Here is a 20,119-nt window from a genome sequence, read left to right as displayed (position 1 = left end):
CCCTCCCGGTCGGGGCGGCGACGCGAGCGGGTGTTCCCCCGCCGGGCTGAGGCGACGGGGGAAGCCGACCCGGCAGGATGGAGGGATGCCTGACGATCAGCCCGACGAGACCGCCACCCTGACGACCGGCGTCGCCGCCACTGCTGCTGCCGCCACGGCCGCCGCCGCCGTCGGAGCACCGGCCACACCGCCCCCGGTCGTCGTCGGCCGAGGCGAGGCCGCCGAGGGGGTCGGCATCGGCACGGCCGACCGCCCCGTCCGCGAGCGGGTGACGGCACCCGACGTCGTGGCGTCACCGGAGCCCGTCGCCGGTGTCACCTGGCGACCGCTCACCCTCGACGACCTCGTGCCCCTGCACGCGCTCTGTGCCCGCATGGGGTCGGTCGACCACCCCGACCGCGGCCATGCGCTCGAGGTCGTGCGTGACGACCTCACGTCGCCCGGCATCGACCTCGTGCGGGACAGCATCGTCGGGGTGGACGCCGACGGCCGCTTCGTCGCCTGGGGCCTCAGCCACCTCGGCCCGACGCGGGTCAGCCTCGTGCGGGTGGGGGTCCCCGGCGGTGTCGACCCCGGGCGACGCGGCGAGGGTCTCGGTCGCCGCCTCCTGGACTGGCAACGGGTCCGGGGCGAGCAGCACCTGGCCACCTGTGACGAGGTGCTGCCGGCCGGTCTCGTGACCGACGTCGAGGAGGACGCCCTCGCCACGCGGGCGGCGTTCCGTCGGGCGGGGTTCGACGAGTCGCGGTGGTGGACCGAGCTGCGGCGCGACCTGACGGAACCGGTCGAGCGCGTCGCGCTCGACCCGGCCGTCCGCCTGGTCACGATGACCGACGAGTGGGTCGAGGCGACGCGCCAGGCCCGCAACGACGCCTTCCGTGACCACTGGGGCAGCCAGCCGACGAGCGAGGAGCGATGGGGGCGGATGGTCGGTGCCGGCACGTTCCGGCAGGACCTCTCGCTGCTGGCCGTCGCCCGTCCCCTCGACGACCCCGAGGCCGCCGAGCAGGTCGTCGCGTTCGTGCTGAGCGACGTCGACCCCGAGGACTGGGCGGCCCTGGGGCGGCGGTGCGCCTACGTCGAGTACGTCGGCGTCCGGCGCTCCTGGCGGGGACGACACCTCGCGCAGTCCCTGCTCGCGTCGACGCTGGAGGCGCACGTCGCCGAGGGGCTCGAGGTCACCGTGCTCGACGTCGACTCCGTGAGCCCGACGGGCGCCCTGGGGCTCTACGACCGGGCCGGGTTCGTCGCCGCGAGGCGCTCCGCCACGGTGGTCCGCGCCTACTGAGTCCGACCGGGGGGCGACCGGCGCACCCCTTCGAGGGGCACCCGCTCTGGGACGTGCCGCCGACGGCGTCGCCACCGTAGCGTGAGGCAAGCTCGGACCCGACCCCGAGCGTCGAACGGCCTCGTCGTCCTACCCCCGAGGCCCTGTACTTCCGAGGAGGTACGCGTGGCTTCCATGACCGAGATCCTGATCTTGCACGGGCTGTTGCCGATCGAGCAGCTCGACGTGATCCCGCGCGGCCCTGCCGAGGAAGAGGCGTCCATCCGCGACCTCCTCTCGCGGGGCGTCGTCACCGAGATGCAGGTGGCGAGGGCCCGGGCCACCGCCGCCGACCTCGACTTCGTCGAGCTGATCGACTACCCGGTCGACCGCTCGGCCGTGACGATGGTGCCCGCGGCCGTGTGCCGACGGCACAAGGTCCTGCCGATCGGCGTGCGCGACGGTGCGTTGATCCTCGCCATGGAGGACCCGGGCGACGTCTTCGCCATCGACGACGTCCGCGCCGGCCTGCGCATGGGCGTCGACCCCGTCGTCGCCGAGAAGAACGACCTGCGCGCCGCCATCGACCGGTACCTGCGTGCCGACGACGAGCTGAACGACCTGACGTCGACCCTCGAAGAGGAGAGGGCACACGAGACGGCGGCCGACATCACGGACGGCCCCGACGACGACGTGCCGATCGTCCGGTTCGTCAACCTGCTCGTCAGCCAGGCGATCACCGACCACGCCTCCGACATCCACATCGAGCCGTCCGAGACCGACGTGCGCATCCGGTACCGCATCGACGGCGTGCTGCACGAGATGCAGCCGGCGCCCAAGGCGATCCAGAACGGCGTGATCTCGCGCCTCAAGATCATGAGCGAGATCGACATCGCCGAGCGCCGCAAGCCGCAGGACGGCCGCATGTCGGTCCGCCACGGCGGCCGGCAGATCGACCTGCGGGTGGCGACGCTGCCGACCGTCTGGGGCGAGAAGGTCGTGATGCGCATCCTCGACAACTCGAACACCTCGATGAGCCTGCGCGACCTCAACCTGCTCGAGCGCAACTTCGACGTCTACGCCGAGTCGTACTCGAAGCCCTACGGCATGATCCTCGTCACCGGCCCCACGGGTTCCGGCAAGTCGACGACGCTGTACACGACGCTGAACGCCGTCGCCCGTCCCGAGATCAACGTCATCACGGTCGAGGACCCGGTCGAGTACCGGATGAAGGGCATCAACCAGGTGCAGGTCAACCCCAAGGCGGGCCTGACCTTCGCGAGTGCGCTCCGCAGCATCCTGCGGTCCGACCCCGACGTCGTCCTGCTCGGCGAGATCCGCGACCACGAGACGGCGCAGATCGCGATCGAGGCGTCGCTGACCGGCCACCTCGTGTTGAGCACGTTGCACACGAACGACGCCCCGAGCGCGATCACCCGACTCACCGAGATGGGCATCGAGCCCTTCCTCGTCGGGTCGGCCATCGACTGCGTCGTCGCCCAGCGCCTCGCGCGCCGGCTCTGCGACCGGTGCAAGACGCCCACGGCCTACTCCCCGTTGCAGCTGGCGCACCTGAAGTTCCGGGTCGAGCCCGACGAGAACCCCACGGTGTACCAGCCGGTGGGCTGCCAGCAGTGCTCGAACACGGGCTACCGCGGCCGCATCGCGCTGCACGAGGTGATGAGCGTCTCCGAGGACATCGAGCGGCTCGCGGTGAGCCGTGCGTCCAGCGCCGAGATCGGCCGGGTCGCCCGCGAGCAGGGCATGTTGAGCCTGCGTCAGGACGGATGGGAGAAGGCCAAGCTCGGCCTCACCAGCGTCGAAGAGATCCTGCGGGTCGTCGCGTGACGCCCGCCTCCGGCCGAGCCCGGACCGACCACGAGGAGCCCCTCTCATGAGCGCTTCGATCTACGACATCCCCGACGACGCAGCCGCCGAGGACGCCGCCCTCGCGGGGTGGACGCCGGGCCGTCCGGGCAACGAGGTCCGGTCCGCCACCGCGACCGCGACCGGCTCCGCGACCGCGTCGTCGACGGCTCCGGCCGACGCGTCGCCGTTCCCGTCCGCTCCCGCGTCGCCCGGCGGTGCCGCGACGGGCCCCGTCTACAGCCTCGACGGAGGCCAGGACCCGGTCATGGGCTGGACGCCCACGCGTGCCCCCTCGAGTCGTCGCGCCGCGCGGCTGGCCGAGGCGCTGGTCGACAAGGCCGCGCTCGCCGACCAGGAGGCCCTGCTCGTCCCCGACACCGGCCCCTCGCCCGTCCTGCCCCGATCGGCCGTGGCCCCGTCGTCGGTCTCCGCGCCCTCCTCCGTGGCCCCGTCGCCCGCGGCAGCCGCCCCGGCACCGCTCAGCCCGCCCCCCGCCGGCCACGTGCTCCCGTCGACGCCGCGACCCGGCTGGGTCGACCCGCGCTTCGAGGAGCCGATCCGCGCCTCCCGGGCTCAGGCGTCCCCCCTGCAGGAGGCGCGGGCCGGCTCCGCGACGGACCTCGCCGCCCCCGCCCTCGCGGACACGGCCGCGGTCGGCACCACGGCCAGCACGACGGCCGCGTCCGCGTCGCTCGCGTCGTCCTCGCCGTTCGCCGCCGAGGGCGTCGTCCTGCCGAGCCCTGCCGGCGCCTCGGCCGGCCCGACCGCGACGGCCCCCTGGGACGCGCCGGCTCCGCAGCACGTCGCCGCCGACGCGCCGACCGCCGTGCTCGCGACGGCCGAGGACGCGGCCGACTTCCACGGCATCGAGTTGCACCGCCACCCGCGCGACCACGCGCACGCCGGGCTCGTCTCGGCGCTGATCCAGGTCGTGCTGCAGAACGCCTCCGACCTGCACGTCACCACCGACGCCATGCCCACGATCCGCGTCGACGGCGACCTCCGACCCGCCCTCTCCGGAGGCACCGTCTGGGACGCGGCCATCGTCCGCACGGCGCTGGAGAGCCTGCTCACGCCCGAGCAGCAGCAGCGCTTCGACGAGGAGCTCGAGCTCGACTTCGCCTACTCGCTCTCGGACGAGTCGCGTTTCCGCGTGAACTTCTACCAGCAGCGCGGCTCGTTGGGGGCGGCTTTCCGGTTGATCCCCACCGAGATCAAGCAGCTCGGCGACCTGGGCGTGCCCGAGTCGGTGTCGACCTTCGCCAAGCTCCCGCGCGGTCTCGTGCTCGTCACGGGCCCCACGGGTTCGGGCAAGTCGACGACCCTCGCGGCGCTGATCGACCTCGTCAACCGCACGCGGGCCGACCACATCGTGACGGTCGAGGACCCGATCGAGTTCATGCACCAGCACAAGAAGTCGCTCGTGAACCAGCGAGAGGTCGGGCACGACACCCACAGCTTCGCGGCGGCGCTCAAGCACGTGCTGCGGCAGGACCCCGACGTCATCCTCATCGGCGAGCTCCGCGACCTCGAGACCATCTCGGTCGCGCTGACCGCCGCCGAGACCGGCCACCTCGTCTTCGCGACGCTGCACACGCAGAGCGCGGCGCAGACCATCGACCGCGTCATCGACGTGTTCCCTCCGTACCAGCAGGACCAGGTGCGCACCCAGCTCGCCTCGACGCTGCAGGGCGTCGTCTGCCAGACGCTGCTGCCCAAGGCCAGCGGCCGCGGCCGGGTCGTGGCGACCGAGATCATGATGATGACCCCGGCGATCGGCAACCTCGTGCGGGAGGGCAAGACGTACCAGATCGCCTCGTCGATGCAGGCGGGCCGGGACCTCGGCATGCACACGATGGACCAGAAGCTCGCCGATCTGGTGAACACCGGCGTCGTGACGCACAAGGCCGCGATGGAGAAGGTGCACGACCGTGAAGGGTTCGACCGCCTCGTGACGCGAGTGATCAACAAGTCCGAGAGCCAGGGACTCGACAGCGGCATCGACTTCGGCGACTCGTTCTCGGGCGGGGCCGCCTGATGGCCGGGGCAGTCGCCTACGCCTACAAGGGGCGTGACGGGGCCGGCAAGGTCGTCAAGGGCAAGGTCGACGCGTCGAGCGAGGGCGCGGTCATCACCCGCCTCCGCACGATGGGCGTGCAGCCGATCTCGATCAGCGAGGCGGGTGCCGGCACCGGCCTGCAGCGCGAGGTGTCGATCCCCGGGCTCGGCGACCGTGCGGTCAAGATGAAGGACATCGCGGTCATGTCGCGCCAGATGGCGACCATGATCGGTTCGGGGCTGTCGCTGCTGCGCACCCTGACGATCCTCGCCGACCAGGTCGACAACAAGCGGCTGGCCAAGATCATGGCCGAGGTGCGCGACGACGTCGAGACCGGCGTCTCGTTCTCCGACGCGGTCGGCAAGCACGACAAGGACTTCCCTCCGCTGATGATCAACATGATCAAGGCGGGCGAGACCGGCGGGTTCCTCGACAAGGCGCTCGAGTCGACGGCCGAGAACTTCGAGAAGGAGGTGGCGCTGCGGTCGACGATCAAGTCGGCCATGACCTACCCCGTCGTCGTGCTCGTCATGTCGCTCGTCGCGGTCGTCATCATGCTGCTGTTCATCGTCCCGATCTTCCAGGACATGTTCACCAACCTCGGCGGTCAGCTGCCGTTGCCGACGATGATGCTCGTCTACGCGTCGCGGGCGATGCCGTACGTCGTGCCGGCCGGCATCGTCGTGGGGATCGCGTTCTCGATCTGGTGGCGGACGAACAAGAACTCGGTCAAGGTGCGGGCGTTCCTCGACCCGCTGAAGCTGAAGCTGCCCGTCTTCGGTGCGCTGTTCCGGAAGATCGCGATCGCGCGGTTCAGCCGCAACTTCTCGAACATGATCGGCGCCGGCGTGCCCATACTCACGGCTCTGCGCATCGTGGGCGAGGTGTCGGGCAACTACGTGCTCGAGGAGGCGCTGGTCAAGGTGGCCGAGTCGGTGCGGCAGGGCGAGTCCATCGCCGGCCCGCTGACCGAGTCGGGCGTCTTCCCGTCGATGGTCACGCAGATGATCTCGGTCGGCGAGGACTCGGGTTCGCTGCAGACGATGCTCGAGAAGGTCGCGGACTTCTACGACCAAGAGGTCAAGTCGACGACCGAGTCGCTGACGGCCCTGATCGAGCCCCTCCTGATCGCCTTCCTCGGCGTCGTCGTCGGCGGCATGATCGTGGCGCTGTACCTGCCCATCTTCCAGATCACCTCGCTGATCAAGTAACGCACCAGGCACCCCCGCAGGAGGCGCGGGCCGGCTCACGAGGCCGGCTCGCGCCTCCTTCTCGTCCCGGACGTCCGGCGACCGTGCGGTCTACCCCGCAAACGAGTGCTGACCAGCGATTTCCGGCCTTTCGGGGGATACCCGAACTGGGGCCGTGTCGCAGGCCAAAACCCCCCTTCCAAGGGATTCTGGGGCACTTTCCCAGGTGGCACCATCGATCTCGGCGGGAGCTCAGTGACCGCCTCACCCCCTCACCGGGCATCACTCCCGCACCCGATCGAACAGGACCAGCGACATGTACTTCACCCTCATGGGCAAGCTCAGCGCCCGCCGCCAGAACCTCACCGAAGACAAGGACAAGGGCTTCACCCTGATCGAGCTCCTCGTCGTCGTCATCATCATCGGCATCCTCGCCGCGATCGCCATCCCGGTGTACCTCGGCGTGCAGAACAACGCCAAGGACTCGTCGGTCAAGAACGACCTGACGAACGCCAAGACCGCCGTCATCAGCGTCCAGACGAACACCGGCAAGCTGCCCGCCGCCGGCGTACTCGACCCGGCGAACGCCGACCTCAAAGCCGGTGGACTGACCAAGGGCGACAACTCGGGCGACCTCACCATGACCGTCGGGGGCACCACCGCCGCACCGACCTTCTGCATCTCGTCCACCAGCACCGCCACGTCGAAGACCTACGCGACGAGCGACGTCGTCGGCACGGCCGAGGGCACGTGCTCGTCGTCTGGTGTCTTCACGAAGAAGGCCTAGCCACCAGTTCTGCGGGGGTGGTGGCCGCGCCGTCGGCTACCACCCCCGCCTTCCCGCTGATCCGCCCCTGACCCGACCGGGAGGTGACCACCATGTTCCAGAAGCTCAGCCAGCGCCTCCGTCCGTCCGACGACGTCGACCGCGATGCGGGCCTGACCCTCGTCGAGGTGATGGTCGCCATGATGGTCTTCGCGATCATCTCGGTCGGTGTCGCCTACTCCATCACCAACGCGCTCGTCCTGACCCGTGAGTCACGGGCGCGGGCGATCGCCACCAACCTCGCCGCGCAGCAGATCGACCTGGTGCGGGCCACCCAGAACGTCTTCACCGTCGACGACAAGCAGATCGACAACACGGTCTCGGGCATCGACTTCCGTCTGTCGCAGACGGTGCGCTGGGTCGACTCGACCTCGACCGTCACCGACTGCGGCACCGGTACCGGAACCCTGCAGTACAAAGCCGTCACCATCAGCGTCAGCTACTCCGGCCAACGGTCGATCACCGCACCCGTGACGACCGAGACCGTGCTCGCCCCGAGCGACCGCATCAACGACCCGGCCCTCGGCACGATCGTCGTCAAGGTCACCGGCGCCGGCGGCACCGGCAATCCGGGCGTCGCCGTCGCCATCGCACCGGCGGCCGTGCCGAACGGCGCCTCGGCGCCCACGACCCCGGCCGTCACGAACACCCAGGGCTGCACGTACGCGCTCAAGGTGAAGCCGGGCAACTACTCCGTCGGCGTCGTCGAGTCGGGCAACCTCGACATCAAGCAGGTCGCCGCCCCGAAGACCACGCCCGTCGTCGTCAAGGCCGGCACCTCGTCGTCGGTCAGCTTCACCTACGACACGGCCGCCACGTACACGCTCAAGTACGCCTCGAACTACAGCAGCAGCGTCCTGTTGCCGACCGACCTCGAGACCACGTTCGTCAGCACCCTCGGCGGGGTCCAGACGGTCAAGTCCGCCGCGAACCCCGCGACCCTCTTCCCCGTGGCCTACACCGTCATGGCCGGGGGCTACGTCGCCCCGATCAAGGACGACAAGGGCGTCGTCACGAACACGCCGTGCGTCGACGTCGACCCGTCGGCCTGGGCCGCGACCCCCGGAAACGGTGCCGGCCAGCCGCTCACGGCAGTCGCCGCGCCACCCGGCGGCACCGCCACGGTCGACGTCCCGATGGGTGTCGTGCGCCTGCCGAAGATGAACGGCACGGCCACGGTCGTTGCCACCTCGGTCGGCACCAAGGCCAACGGTGACCCGGGCTGCAACACGAACAAGGCCTACACCTTCACCGTCAGCGGCCAGAAAGACGTGGCGCTGCCGTTCGGCACCTGGAAGTTCTCCGTCGTCGTGCTCGACCTCCTCGGCGTCGTGACGGCGCAGAGCCCGGTCACCCTCGACGCCGACGCGATCCGCACCCGCGGCACGATCGACAAGTCGACCGGTGCGGCCACCCTCGACCCCCGACCGGCCGGCTGATGACCATCGCCCTCGCCCGCCGCCTGCGCCGGCTCGTCGACCAGCCCGAACGGGGCATCTCGCTCGCCGAGATGCTCGTCGCCATGGCGCTCTTCGCCGTCCTCATGGCCCTCACCGGGGGCTTCGTCGTCACGGCGTACCGTGCCTCGGCCTCGAGCCGCACGATCGACGCCGCCACCCGTACGGCCACGGTCGGCATGACCGAGGTCACCCGCACCGTCCGGGCCGCGACGAACAACCCGGTCTCGACCTCGAACATCGCCGACGCCGCGTTCGTCACGGCGACCGACCAGAGCCTCAAGATCTACGCCTACGTCAACCTCGCGTCGTCCGAGGAGAAGCCCGTGACCGTCGAGTTCAAGGTCGTCGACGGCAAGCTCGTCGAGACCACCTGGGCGTCGTACGACCTCGGCGGCGGCTACTGGGGGTTCCAGACCACCCCGAGCTCGGTCCGTACGATCGCCTCGCCCGTCGTGGGCACGGCGCAGGGTGCACCCGCGCTGTTCCGCTATGTCGACTCGGGGGGCTCGACGATCCCGCTGACCGCGGGAGCCGTGCCGATCGGCCTGGTCCGGGGCATCTCGGCCGTGCAGGTCTCGCTGCAGGTCGGCTCGTCCGCCGATCTGTCGAAGTCCACCGTCCTGACCAACACGGTCGGCCTGCCCAACCTGACGTCGTAGGAGTCGAGATGATCACGCTGCTGCACGCCCGGCTCGGTCGCCGATGGGCCCGCGCTCGCCAGGACGGCGAACGGGGCGTCGCCCTCATCACCGTCATCGGATTGGGGGCAGTCCTGCTGCTCCTGAGCGCCACGATGGTCTCGGTCGCGATCAGTGGCGCGACAGCGTCACGCACCGACTCCGACTTCAACGCCGCGATCGCCGCCGCCTACGCCGGCGTCGAGGACTACCAGAGCAAACTCGCCAACGACAACACGTACCCGCAGTACGGCGTCAAGGGAACCGAGTTCAGCAAGACGAGCACCTTCACGGGCGCGGCCGGCAACCCGGCCTTCGGCGTGGGTGTGGCGGGCACCTGGATGCCCGTGGCGGGCAGCCCCACGTCGTCGTACCGGTACGAGGTCGACAACTCGGCCTACTCGAAGTCCGGCATCCTGCGCCTGCGCGCCACGGGCAAGGTGGGCACGACGACGCGTACCGTCGTGGCCGGCCTGAAGCAGAAGGGCTTCATCGACTTCCTGTACTTCACCGACTACGAGCTGTTCGACCCTCAGCTGTCGAACACCTCGTGCACCCCGGCCTACGAGTGGGCGGTCACCGACCGTCCCGCCTGCACGACCCTGCAGTTCGGTTCGGCCGACGTCATCGACGGCCCCCTCCACAGCAACGACACCCTGCTGATCTGCGGCGCCACCTTCAACGGAGCGGTGACGAGCGCCAATCCCGACAGTCCCCGGTACAGCACCCCGTCGGGCTGTGGCACACCCAAGTTCGTCAACCCGAACTACCCTCTCTTCGCCAAGCGCGTCGACATGCCCGCGACCAACCAGAGCCTGCGCCAAGAAGTGCGGTCCGACCTCACGAGCTCGACCGTGCCCCGCCCGGGCTGCCTCTTCACCGGTCCGACGACCATCACGTTCAACTCGGACGGCACGATGAGCGTCTACTCGCCGTACACCGTGGCGACCAACGTCAGCGGCGAGCCCGCCACGGGTGGTTCCGTCGCGTCCGGCTGCGGCACGCCGGGCTTCAGCAGCTCAGGAGGCACGCTCGGCAGCCCGGGCGGCCAGACCATGCCCGTGATCGCCAACAACCTGATCTTCGTCCAGGACGTCCCCTCGTTGACTTCCGACCCGAACTTCCCGAAGAAGGCACCCACGAGCTTCTCGTGCACCGGCGCCGATGGGACGACCCCGGGCAACGGCGTCGGATTCCCGGTCGTCGGCGAGACGCCCCCGGTGACCTCGGGCGACACGATCTCGTACGGCTGCACCAAGGGTGACGTCTTCGTCAAGGGTGCGCTCAAGGGCAACGTCACGGTCGCCGCGGCGAACTACGTGTACATCACGGGCAACCTCACCTACGTCGACCAGGCAGCAGACATGCTCGGCCTCGTCGGGCAGAACGCCGTCTTCGTGCACAACCCGGTCAAGACGACGACCACGACCGAGACCTACAACGCCACCTGCCGCAACGGCTTCTTCGTCTACACCTGCACCCAGACCCGCGACGTGACGACCTCCACCCTGCTCGACCGCAGCAAGACCGACCGCACCGTCAGCGCCGCCATCCTGTCGGTCGCGCACACCTTCACCGTTCAGAACTACAACCTCGACAACGGTTACCCCAAGGGCAAGTTGATCATCAACGGGGCCATCGCCCAGAAGTTCCGCGGGCCGGTCGCGACGACGTCGGGTGGTGCCATCGTCACGGGTTACACGAAGGCCTACAAGTACGACACCCGCATGGAGTTCATGGCCCCGCCGAAGTTCCTGTCGCCGGTGTCGACCAGCTACGGCATCAGCCAGCTCGTCGAGAGCAAGACCGCCTTCACCGCCGCGGGGGTCGAGATCAAGTGATCGCCCTCGTCTTCCCCCTGTCGCTCACCGCGGCGCTCGGCCTCGCCATCGGATCGTTCCTCAACGTCGTCGTGTACCGCGTCCCCGCGGGCATCTCGGTCGCGCGACCCGCGAGCGCCTGCCCGGGCTGCAGCACGCCGATCCGTCGACGCGACAACGTCCCCGTGGTCAGCTGGCTCGCCCTCGGCGGCAAGTGCCGTGACTGCCGCACGTCCATCTCGGCCCGGTACCCGATCGTCGAGCTGGCCACCGGCCTGTTCTTCGTGCTCGTCGCCGCCCGCCTGTGGCCGCTCGTCGGCGTGCCGACCGAGGCGCTGCCGCTCGTGGCGCGCCTCCTGGCCCTCGTCGCCTTCCTCTGGCTGGCCGGCGTGAGCGTCGCGCTCGCCGTCATCGACCTCGAACACCACCGTCTGCCGGACGCGATCGTCCTGCCGTCCTACGCGGTCGGGGGCGTCCTCCTCGCGGCGTCGAGCATCCTCGTGGGCGACTGGCCGGCGCTCGTCCGCGCCGCCATCGGCCTGGCCTCCCTCTTCGCCTTCTACCTGATCGCCGCCCTGTCGTACCCGGGTGGCATGGGCTTCGGCGACGTCAAGCTCGCCGGCGTGCTCGGCCTGTACCTCGCCTGGCTCGGCTGGGGCGAGTTCGCCGTGGGCGCCTTCGCGGCGTTCCTGCTCGGCGGCCTGTACGCCGTCGTCCTCCTGGTCACCCGACGCGTCGAACGCACCGGTGGCATCCCCTTCGGCCCCTGGATGCTCGCGGGCGCCTGGGTCGGCGTCTTCGCCGGCGGCACCGTCGCCACGGCGTACCTCACCCTCCTCGGCCTGGCATGACCGGGCGAGCTGACAGAGAGCAGAACTGATGGGCAAGAACATCGTGGGCATCGACATCGGCAGCCGCTTCGTGCGGGCGGTCGAGGTCGCCGACGTCGACAAGGCCAAGCCGACCATCGTCCGGTTCAGCGAGGTGTCCCTGCCCGACGGTGCGGCGAGCCGCGGAGAGGTGATCGAGTCGCAGACCATGGCCGGCACGCTCAAGCAGCTGTGGTCGGCCGGGGGCTTCAAGAGCAAGCGCGTCGTGCTGGGCATGGGCAACCAGCGGGTGCTCGCGCGCGACATGACCGTGCCCAAGGCGTCTCACAAGCGCATCCGCGAGATGCTGCCGTTCCAGGTGCAGGACATGCTGCCCGTCCCGGTCGCCGACGCCCTGCTCGACTTCTACCCGTACGCCGAGGGGCTCGGCGAGAACGGTCCCGTCGTCCACGGGCTGCTGATCGCGGCGGTCAAGGACGCCGTCCTCGGCAACGTCCAGGCGAGCAAGCTCGCCGGCCTGACCACGCTGGGGGTCGACCTGATCCCGTTCTCGAACACGCGCCTCCTCGTCACCCGCCCGCGCATCGCGGGCACGGTCGCACTCGTCGAGATCGGTCACAGCACGACCTCGGTGATCATGATCGCCGACGGGGTCCCGCAGTTCGTCCGCATCATCCCCTCGGGAGGCGACGACGTCACGCAGGCCGTCGCGACGAAGCTCGAGGTCTCGACCCAGGTCGCCGAGGGCATCAAGTTCGGCCGTGGCCTCGCCACCACCGTCACGACGCCCGACGAGCAGGCCGCGTCGTCCGCCATCTTCGAGTCCGTCAACGAGCTGCTCGGCAGCCTGCGCAACACGATCCAGTACTACGTCAACACCCGCCCGACCGAGACCGTCGCGGGCATCATGATCGCCGGCGGGGGAGCGGCCCTGCCGGGCCTGCCCGAGGCGCTCAGCGAGGTCACCCGCCTGCCGGTTGCCCTCGCCGACCCGTTCGCGACGGTGGGCTTCGCGAAGAACCTCGACGAGGCCGCCCTGCGGTCGCGGTCGACCGACCTGACCGTGGCCCTCGGCCTGGCCCTGGGGAGCGCAGCATGAGAACCCGCGGAAAAGACACCGGCATCACCGTGGGAGGCGCGCCCCGCGTCGACCTGCTGCCTCCCGAGGTCCGCGCGGAGCGTCGCGCCGCCGCCCTGACCCGTCGGGTCTGGGCCGGCGTCGTCGTGGTCGCCGTCGTGGTCGGGATCGGATCGGGTGCGGCGTTCCTCGAGCGGATGAACGCCGAGGACGACCTCATGGTCGCCCAGGGTGAGACGCAGACCCTGCTGATGGAGCAGGGCGCCTTCGCCGACGTCCGCTCGACGCAGGCGCAGGTGAGCCTGGCCGCCGCGGCCCAGACCGTCGGCGGAAGCACGGACATCGATTGGCCGGCCTACCTCGAGAAGGTGCAGGCCACCCTGCCCGTGGGCGTCACCATCGTCGGCGTCTCGCTCGACCAGGCCTCGCCGCTCGTGCAGTACGCCCAGCCGACGGCTCCGCTCCAGGGCTCCCGCGTCGCCACCCTCACCTTCCAGGCGACCAGCCCGACGCTGCCGTCGGTGCCCGACTGGCTCAACGGCCTCGCCACCCTGCCGGGCTTCGCCGACGCCCAACCCGGTTCGGTCACCCTCGAAGAAGGCACCTACAAAGCCGACGTCACCATGCACATCACCGCCGACGCGTTCTCGGGACGCTTCGCCGCTTCGAAGGACGAATGACCATGGACCGCAACCGCTTGAAGATGATCATCGCCGTCCTGACCGGCGTGGTCGTCCTGGCCCTGGGGTTCGTGCTCGGGGTCCAGCCGCAGCTCACCGCCGCCTCCACGGCGTCCCAGCAGACCGCCTCGGTCGACGAGCAGAACGCCACCCTCCGTGCCGGTCTCGCCACCCTGAAGGCCGACAACGAGAAGCTGCCTGCGTTGCAGTCCGAGCTCGGCGCACTGCAGACCTCGGTGCCGTCCCAGGCGACCCTCCCGGCGTTCCTCACCGAGATCAGCCAGCTGGCCTCTGAGACCGGGACGACCGTGACAGCCTTCACGACGTCCGACGCCGTGGCGTACGCTCCGGCGGCGCCCGCCGCGGACGCCACCGCCACCGACGCGGCGGCCACGGACTCGACGGCCGCCGACGGAGCCACGGCCGAGGCCACGGCTCCGGTCGCCGCAGCGCCCGAGCTCGTCACCGATCCGCAGATCACCGCGGCGAACTTCTCGTCCATCCCGATCACGGTGACCGTCAAGGGCAGCTACCAGCAGGCCCGCGACTTCCTCGGCCGACTGCAGCAGGGTTCGCGGCTGTTCCTCGTGACGAACTTCGCCAGCTCGGGTTCGTCCGAGGGTGGTTCGACGAACGCCGTCCCCGACCAGTGGACCGTCGGCGGCCTCGTCTACGTCCTCCAGGACGCCGCCGCCACCCAGGCCGACCAGGCCGCCGAGACCCCCGCCACCACGGCCGAGGGCGCCGACGACGCGAGCTCGGACACGGCCGCGGGCGAGTAGCCGCGCGCCCCCGCACCCCCGCGGGCGCGTAGCCTCGGAGGATGTCCCGAGCCGTCTACGCCGTCATGGGCACCGTCCTCTTCGGTGCGCTCGTCATCATGGTGGCGGGGTTCGAGGCGCTGCTCCTCGACCGCGACCCCATCGACGAACCCGACGCCGGCACCCTGCTCGGCCCGTTGATGGTCGCCGCCGCCGTGCTCGTCGTGCTGCTGTCGCTGCTGCGGTCGGCGGCGCTCTCCGACGCCCGCGACGACAGGGCTCCGGAGGTGCGGGGCACGTTCCCTGCCCAGCCCGTCGTGTTCGCCCGCCCGGCCGGCGCGGGTGGGTCCCGCTCCGTCACCGGTGACGAGGTGGCCGGCCCTCGCGGGCCCGCACCGCACCTCCTCGTCGCCGCGCTCCTCACGGCCGCGCTCGTCTACGTGTCGATGCTCGCCGTCGGGGGAGTCGTCTACGGCCTCGTGCGAGAAGAGCTCGTCTGGGTGCTGCTGTTCGCCGCCCGGTACGCCGTGTCGCCGTTCGTGATCGGTTCGGCTGTCTGCGCCGGGCTCGTGGTCGGGGGCACGCTGGCGGTGTCGCGCATCGACCCGGGGCGTTCCGACCCTCGACCATTTGATTAAGGCCCTACCTCAAGATAAGCTCTTTCGGGTGTGCGCCTGACCGCGCGCCCGAATAAAAGCCCCCTCGACCTCGCGGCCGAGACGGGCAGACCGTCTCGATCACCGAGACGAGGATGCCGGCTGATCAGCCGGACAGAGCAGAGCGATGCGAGAGCAGCGCGACTCGGCGTGTTCGCAAGGGCAGCGTCGAGATCCGATGAGGAGAACCAGTGCCAACTATTCAGCAGCTGGTCCGCAAGGGACGCACGCCGAAGGTCGTCAAGACCAAGGCCCCCGCCCTGAAGGCCAACCCCCAGCAGCGTGGCGTGTGCACCCGTGTGTACACCACCACCCCCAAGAAGCCGAACTCGGCGCTCCGCAAGGTCGCCCGCGTCAAGCTCTCCAACGGCACCGAGGTCACCGCCTACATCCCCGGCGAGGGCCACAACCTGCAGGAGCACTCGATGGTGCTCGTCCGCGGCGGTCGTGTGAAAGACCTCCCCGGCGTGCGCTACAAGATCGTCCGTGGCGCGCTCGACACCCAGGCCGTCAAGAACCGCAAGCAGGCCCGCAGCCGCTACGGAGCGAAAGCAGAGAAGAAGTAATGCCTCGTAAAGGACCCGCTCCCAAGCGCCCTGTCGTCGCCGACCCGGTCTACGGTGCGCCGATCGTCAGCCAGCTCGTCAACAAGATCCTCCTCGACGGCAAGAAGGGCCTGGCCGAGCGCATCGTCTACGGTGCTCTCGCCGGCGTCACCGCCAAGAACGACCAAGATGCAGTGGCCACGCTGAAGAAGGCGCTCGACAACGTGCGCCCCACGCTCGAGGTCCGCTCGCGTCGCGTCGGCGGTTCGACCTACCAGGTCCCCGTCGAGGTCAAGCCCCACCGCGCCAACACCCTGGCCCTCCGCTGGCTCACCAGCTACGCCAAGGCCCGTCGCGAGAAGACGATGACCGAGCGTCTCATGAACGAGATCCTCGACGCGTCGAACGGTCTGGGCGCCGCTGTCAAGCGTCGCGAAGACACTCACAAGATGGCCGAGTCGAACAAGGCCTTCGCGCACTACCGCTGGTAACCGGCACGAGGAGGCGCGGTGTGCGCACGACGCGCACCGCACCTCCTCGTCCCCCCAACTTCCCCACCTACCCCTTCGGAGGAACCTGTGGCACAGGACGTGCTCACCGACCTGAACAAGGTCCGCAACATCGGCATCATGGCGCACATCGATGCTGGCAAGACGACCACCACCGAGCGCATCCTGTACTACACGGGCATCACCCACAAGATCGGTGAGGTGCACGACGGTGCGGCCACCATGGACTGGATGGCGCAAGAGCAAGAGCGTGGCATCACGATCACCTCGGCGGCGACGACCTGCTTCTGGAACAAGAACCAGATCAACATCATCGACACCCCGGGTCACGTCGACTTCACGGTCGAGGTCGAGCGTTCGCTCCGCGTGCTCGACGGTGCCGTCGCCGTCTTCGACGGAAAAGAGGGCGTCGAGCCCCAGTCCGAGACCGTGTGGCGTCAGGCCGACAAGTACGACGTGCCGCGCATCTGCTTCGTCAACAAGATGGACAAGCTCGGCGCCGACTTCTACTTCACGGTCGACACGATCATCAACCGCCTCGGCGCCAAGCCGCTGGTGATGCAGCTCCCGATCGGTGCCGAGAGCTCCTTCGAGGGCGTCGTCGACCTGGTCGAGATGCGTGCCCTCACGTGGCGTGGTGACGCCAAGGGTGACGTCGAGCTGGGTGCGAAGTACGAGATCGAAGAGATCCCCGAAGACCTCAAGGAGAAGGCGGCGGAGTACCGCGCCAAGCTCCTCGAGACCGTCGCCGAGTCCGACGACGTGCTGCTCGAGAAGTACTTCGGTGGCGAAGAGCTCACGATCGCCGAGATCAAGGGCGCCGTCCGCAAGATGACGGTCAACTCCGAGCTCTACCCGATCTTCTGTGGTTCGGCCTTCAAGAACCGCGGCGTGCAGCCCATGCTCGACGCGGTCATCGACTACCTGCCCTCGCCGCTCGACGTGCCTCCCATGGAGGGCCACGACGTCCGCGACGCCGAGAAGATCATCATCCGCAAGCCCGAGTCGACCGAGCCCTTCTCGGCTCTCGCCTTCAAGGTCGCGGTGCACCCCTTCTTCGGTCGTCTCACCTACGTCCGCGTCTACTCGGGCTCCATCGAGTCCGGCGCCCAGGTCATCAACTCGACCAAGGACAAGAAAGAGCGCATCGGCAAGATCTTCCAGATGCACTCGAACAAGGAGAACCCCGTCGACAGCGTGACCGCCGGTCACATCTACGCCGTCATCGGGCTCAAGTTCACCACCACGGGTGACACCCTCTGCGACCCGTCCGAGCAGATCGTCCTCGAGTCGATGACGTTCCCCGAGCCCGTCATCGAGGTCGCGATCGAGCCGAAGACCAAGGCCGACCAAGAGAAGCTGTCGCTGGCCATCCAGAAGCTCGCCGAAGAAGACCCGACGTTCCGCGTCGAGCTCAACGCCGAGACGGGCCAGACGGTCATCAAGGGCATGGGCGAGCTCCACCTCGACATCCTGGTCGACCGCATGAAGCGCGAGTTCAACGTCGAGGCCAACGTGGGCAAGCCCCAGGTCGCGTACCGCGAGACCCTCAAGAAGGGCATCGAGCGCTACGACTACACCCACAAGAAGCAGACCGGTGGTTCGGGTCAGTTCGCCAAGGTGCAGATCGCTCTCGAGCCCTTCGAGGTCACGGCCGAGTCGACCTACGAGTTCGTCAACAAGGTCACCGGTGGCCGCATCCCCCGCGAGTACATCCCCTCGGTCGATGCCGGCATCCAGGACGCCATGCAGGTCGGCGTGCTCGCCGGCTACCCGACGGTGGGCGTCCGCGCGCTGCTGCTCGACGGAGCGGCGCACGACGTCGACTCGTCCGAGATGGCGTTCAAGATCGCTGGGTCGATCGCCTACAAAGAGGCGGCTCGCAAGGCCCAGCCCGTTCTCCTCGAGCCGCTCATGGCGGTCGAGGTCCGTACGCCCGAGGAATACATGGGCGACGTCATCGGCGACCTCAGCTCGCGACGCGGGCAGATCTCGTCGATGGAAGACGCCAGTGGTGTGAAGGTCGTTCGGGCCAGCGTGCCGCTGTCGGAGATGTTCGGTTACGTCGGAGACCTGCGGTCGAAGACCTCGGGCCGGGCCGTCTACTCGATGACGTTCGAGTCGTACCAAGAGGTGCCCTCGGCCGTCGCCGAAGAGATCATCCAGAAGAACAAGGGCGAATAGTCCTGAACCGCGTGGTCGTCCGACGACCGCGTAACATGTACACACACCAATCCGCAGGGCGACCGGTAGGCCGGGTCATCGACCCGGCCCCCGGGCCGCACTGCAACCGAGTCCTGAGGAGGACCCACAGTGGCTAAGGCCAAGTTCGAGCGGACCAAGCCGCACGTCAACATCGGAACCATCGGTCACGTCGACCACGGCAAGACCACGCTCACCGCGGCGATCACCAAGGTCCTGCACGACAAGTACCCCACCCTCAACACGGCGTCGGCGTTCGACCAGATCGACAACTCGCCTGAAGAGAAGCAGCGCGGCATCACGATCAACATCTCGCACGTCGAGTACCAGACCGAGAAGCGCCACTACGCTCACGTCGACGCTCCCGGCCACGCCGACTACGTCAAGAACATGATCACCGGTGCAGCTCAGATGGACGGCGCGATCCTCGTCGTCGCCGCCACCGACGGTCCCATGCCCCAGACGCGTGAGCACGTCCTGCTCGCCCGCCAGGTCGGCGTGCCCTACATCGTCGTCGCGCTGAACAAGGCCGACATGGTCGATGACGAAGAGATCATGGAGCTCGTCGAGCTCGAGGTCCGCGAGCTCCTCTCGAGCCAGGAGTTCGACGGCGACAACGCCCCGATCGTCCAGGTCTCCGCTCTCAAGGCCCTCGAGGGTGACGAGAAGTGGGCCGAGACGGTCGCCGAGCTGATGAACGCCGTCGACGAGAACGTGCCCGAGCCCGTTCGCGCCACCGACCAGCCCTTCCTCATGCCCATCGAGGACGTCTTCACGATCACCGGTCGTGGCACCGTCGTCACCGGTCGTGTCGAGCGCGGTCAGCTCAACGTCAACGAAGAGGTCGAGATCGTCGGCATCCGCCCGACCGTCAAGACCACCGTCACCGGCATCGAGATGTTCCGCAAGCTGCTCGACTCGGCTCAGGCCGGCGACAACACCGGTCTCCTCCTCCGCGGCACCAAGCGCGAGGACGTCGAGCGCGGCCAGGTCGTCGTCAAGCCCGGTTCGGTCACGCCGCACACCGAGTTCGAGGCGAACGTCTACATCCTGTCGAAGGACGAGGGTGGGCGTCACAACCCGTTCTACGCGAACTACCGTCCGCAGTTCTACTTCCGCACCACCGACGTCACGGGTGTCATCACGCTGCCCGAGGGCACCGAGATGGTCATGCCCGGCGACACGACCGAGATCAGCGTCCAGCTGATCCAGCCGATCGCCATGGAAGCCGGTCTGCGCTTCGCCATCCGTGAGGGTGGTCGCACGGTCGGTGCCGGTACGGTCACCAAGATCAACAAGTAAGTCCTGTTCACACAGAACTGCTGATCTGACGAGAGAGGTCAGGCCCTTCGGGGCCTGGCCTCTTTCGCGTCAGCAGGGCACGATGGGGGAGACGTCGGACGGACCGGCGCCGACGGGAGGACGACATGGCAGGTTTCGACGACATCACCAAGAAGGCCCGGGCCTTCCTCAAGGACGGAAAGGTCCAGGAGGCGCTCAAGAGCGAGAAGGCCGAGGGTGTCAGCGACAACATCCTCGACGCGGTCGCCTCCGCGGCCGACAAGGCCACCGGCGGCAAGCACGCCGACAAGATCCAGCAGGCCAAGGAGCAGGCCGACAAGAAGCTGGGCAACCAGTAAGGCACGAGCGATGCCCCCGCCGTCGAGCGGGGGCTTCGCTGTACCCCGCC

18 protein-coding genes are annotated in these 20,119 nt (G+C 69.0%); all 18 read left to right on the top strand.

The window, feature by feature from the left end; genetic code table 11:
* Window positions 1-85: 85 nt before the first annotated feature.
* The gene (locus IFT79_RS04300) at window positions 86-1,288 is read left to right on the top strand and encodes a GNAT family N-acetyltransferase (RefSeq protein WP_192122976.1); all 1,203 of its coding nucleotides are present in this window, start codon (window positions 86-88) and stop codon (window positions 1,286-1,288) included.
* 165 nt (window positions 1,289-1,453) lie between these two features.
* Window positions 1,454-3,115 carry a GspE/PulE family protein gene (locus IFT79_RS04295; protein ID WP_056043605.1) on the top strand — a complete coding sequence of 554 codons (1,662 nt, stop codon included), beginning with the start codon at window positions 1,454-1,456 and terminating at the stop codon, window positions 3,113-3,115.
* Between the two features lie 46 nt (window positions 3,116-3,161).
* On the top strand, window positions 3,162-5,174 hold the full coding sequence (locus IFT79_RS16620) for a type IV pilus twitching motility protein PilT (protein WP_274604814.1): 2,013 nt from the start codon (window positions 3,162-3,164) through the stop codon (window positions 5,172-5,174).
* Window positions 5,174-6,406: a type II secretion system F family protein gene (locus tag IFT79_RS04285; RefSeq protein ID WP_056043602.1), complete on the top strand. Its 1,233-nt coding sequence runs from the start codon at window positions 5,174-5,176 to the stop codon at window positions 6,404-6,406. The genes IFT79_RS16620 and IFT79_RS04285 overlap by 1 nt, the downstream gene beginning before the upstream one ends.
* A 295-nt stretch (window positions 6,407-6,701) precedes the next feature.
* Window positions 6,702-7,172 carry a type II secretion system protein gene (locus IFT79_RS16615; protein ID WP_159827830.1) on the top strand — a complete coding sequence of 157 codons (471 nt, stop codon included), beginning with the start codon at window positions 6,702-6,704 and terminating at the stop codon, window positions 7,170-7,172.
* A 92-nt stretch (window positions 7,173-7,264) separates the two neighbouring features.
* A complete protein-coding gene (locus IFT79_RS04275; protein WP_159827828.1) occupies window positions 7,265-8,650 on the top strand; it encodes a type IV pilus modification PilV family protein in 1,386 nt (461 codons plus the stop codon).
* The gene (locus tag IFT79_RS04270; RefSeq protein WP_056043596.1) at window positions 8,650-9,330 is read left to right on the top strand and encodes a PulJ/GspJ family protein; all 681 of its coding nucleotides are present in this window, start codon (window positions 8,650-8,652) and stop codon (window positions 9,328-9,330) included. Before IFT79_RS04275 ends, IFT79_RS04270 begins: the two co-directional genes overlap by 1 nt.
* A gap of 8 nt (window positions 9,331-9,338) precedes the next feature.
* Window positions 9,339-11,189, top strand: a complete 1,851-nt coding sequence (locus IFT79_RS04265; protein ID WP_192122975.1) for a hypothetical protein — start codon at window positions 9,339-9,341, stop codon at window positions 11,187-11,189.
* Window positions 11,186-12,019 carry a prepilin peptidase gene (locus IFT79_RS04260; RefSeq protein ID WP_192122974.1) on the top strand — a complete coding sequence of 278 codons (834 nt, stop codon included), beginning with the start codon at window positions 11,186-11,188 and terminating at the stop codon, window positions 12,017-12,019. The genes IFT79_RS04265 and IFT79_RS04260 overlap by 4 nt, the downstream gene beginning before the upstream one ends.
* A 28-nt stretch (window positions 12,020-12,047) precedes the next feature.
* Window positions 12,048-13,097 carry a type IV pilus assembly protein PilM gene (gene pilM, locus IFT79_RS04255; protein WP_159827822.1) on the top strand — a complete coding sequence of 350 codons (1,050 nt, stop codon included), beginning with the start codon at window positions 12,048-12,050 and terminating at the stop codon, window positions 13,095-13,097.
* Window positions 13,094-13,756 carry a hypothetical protein gene (locus IFT79_RS04250; protein ID WP_123571292.1) on the top strand — a complete coding sequence of 221 codons (663 nt, stop codon included), beginning with the start codon at window positions 13,094-13,096 and terminating at the stop codon, window positions 13,754-13,756. Before pilM ends, IFT79_RS04250 begins: the two co-directional genes overlap by 4 nt.
* Before the next feature lie 2 nt (window positions 13,757-13,758).
* Window positions 13,759-14,538: a type 4a pilus biogenesis protein PilO gene (pilO, locus tag IFT79_RS04245; RefSeq protein ID WP_192122973.1), complete on the top strand. Its 780-nt coding sequence runs from the start codon at window positions 13,759-13,761 to the stop codon at window positions 14,536-14,538.
* 41 nt (window positions 14,539-14,579) lie between these two features.
* The gene (locus IFT79_RS04240) at window positions 14,580-15,155 is read left to right on the top strand and encodes a DUF6121 family protein (protein WP_056043581.1); all 576 of its coding nucleotides are present in this window, start codon (window positions 14,580-14,582) and stop codon (window positions 15,153-15,155) included.
* 209 nt (window positions 15,156-15,364) lie between these two features.
* Window positions 15,365-15,739, top strand: coding sequence for a 30S ribosomal protein S12 (gene rpsL / locus IFT79_RS04235; RefSeq protein ID WP_056043579.1), 375 nt, complete (start codon window positions 15,365-15,367; stop codon window positions 15,737-15,739).
* A complete protein-coding gene (rpsG, locus tag IFT79_RS04230) occupies window positions 15,739-16,209 on the top strand; it encodes a 30S ribosomal protein S7 (RefSeq protein WP_043593378.1) in 471 nt (156 codons plus the stop codon). Before rpsL ends, rpsG begins: the two co-directional genes overlap by 1 nt.
* Before the next feature lie 87 nt (window positions 16,210-16,296).
* Window positions 16,297-18,411 (top strand): elongation factor G, encoded by a 2,115-nt coding sequence (gene fusA / locus IFT79_RS04225; protein WP_056043577.1) that lies wholly within the window; start codon window positions 16,297-16,299, stop codon window positions 18,409-18,411.
* A gap of 129 nt (window positions 18,412-18,540) precedes the next feature.
* Complete coding sequence (gene tuf, locus IFT79_RS04220) at window positions 18,541-19,731, top strand: elongation factor Tu (RefSeq protein ID WP_043593375.1); 1,191 nt, start codon at window positions 18,541-18,543, stop codon at window positions 19,729-19,731.
* Between the two features lie 125 nt (window positions 19,732-19,856).
* Window positions 19,857-20,069 (top strand): Rv0909 family putative TA system antitoxin, encoded by a 213-nt coding sequence (locus IFT79_RS04215; protein ID WP_192122972.1) that lies wholly within the window; start codon window positions 19,857-19,859, stop codon window positions 20,067-20,069.
* Window positions 20,070-20,119: the final 50 nt, after the last annotated feature.

This window comes from Frigoribacterium sp. CFBP 8759, from assembly GCF_014841655.1.
Classification (GTDB): domain Bacteria; phylum Actinomycetota; class Actinomycetes; order Actinomycetales; family Microbacteriaceae; genus Frigoribacterium.
Note: the sequence above shows the minus strand (reverse complement) of the source record. Positions and strands in the feature narration are given on the sequence as shown.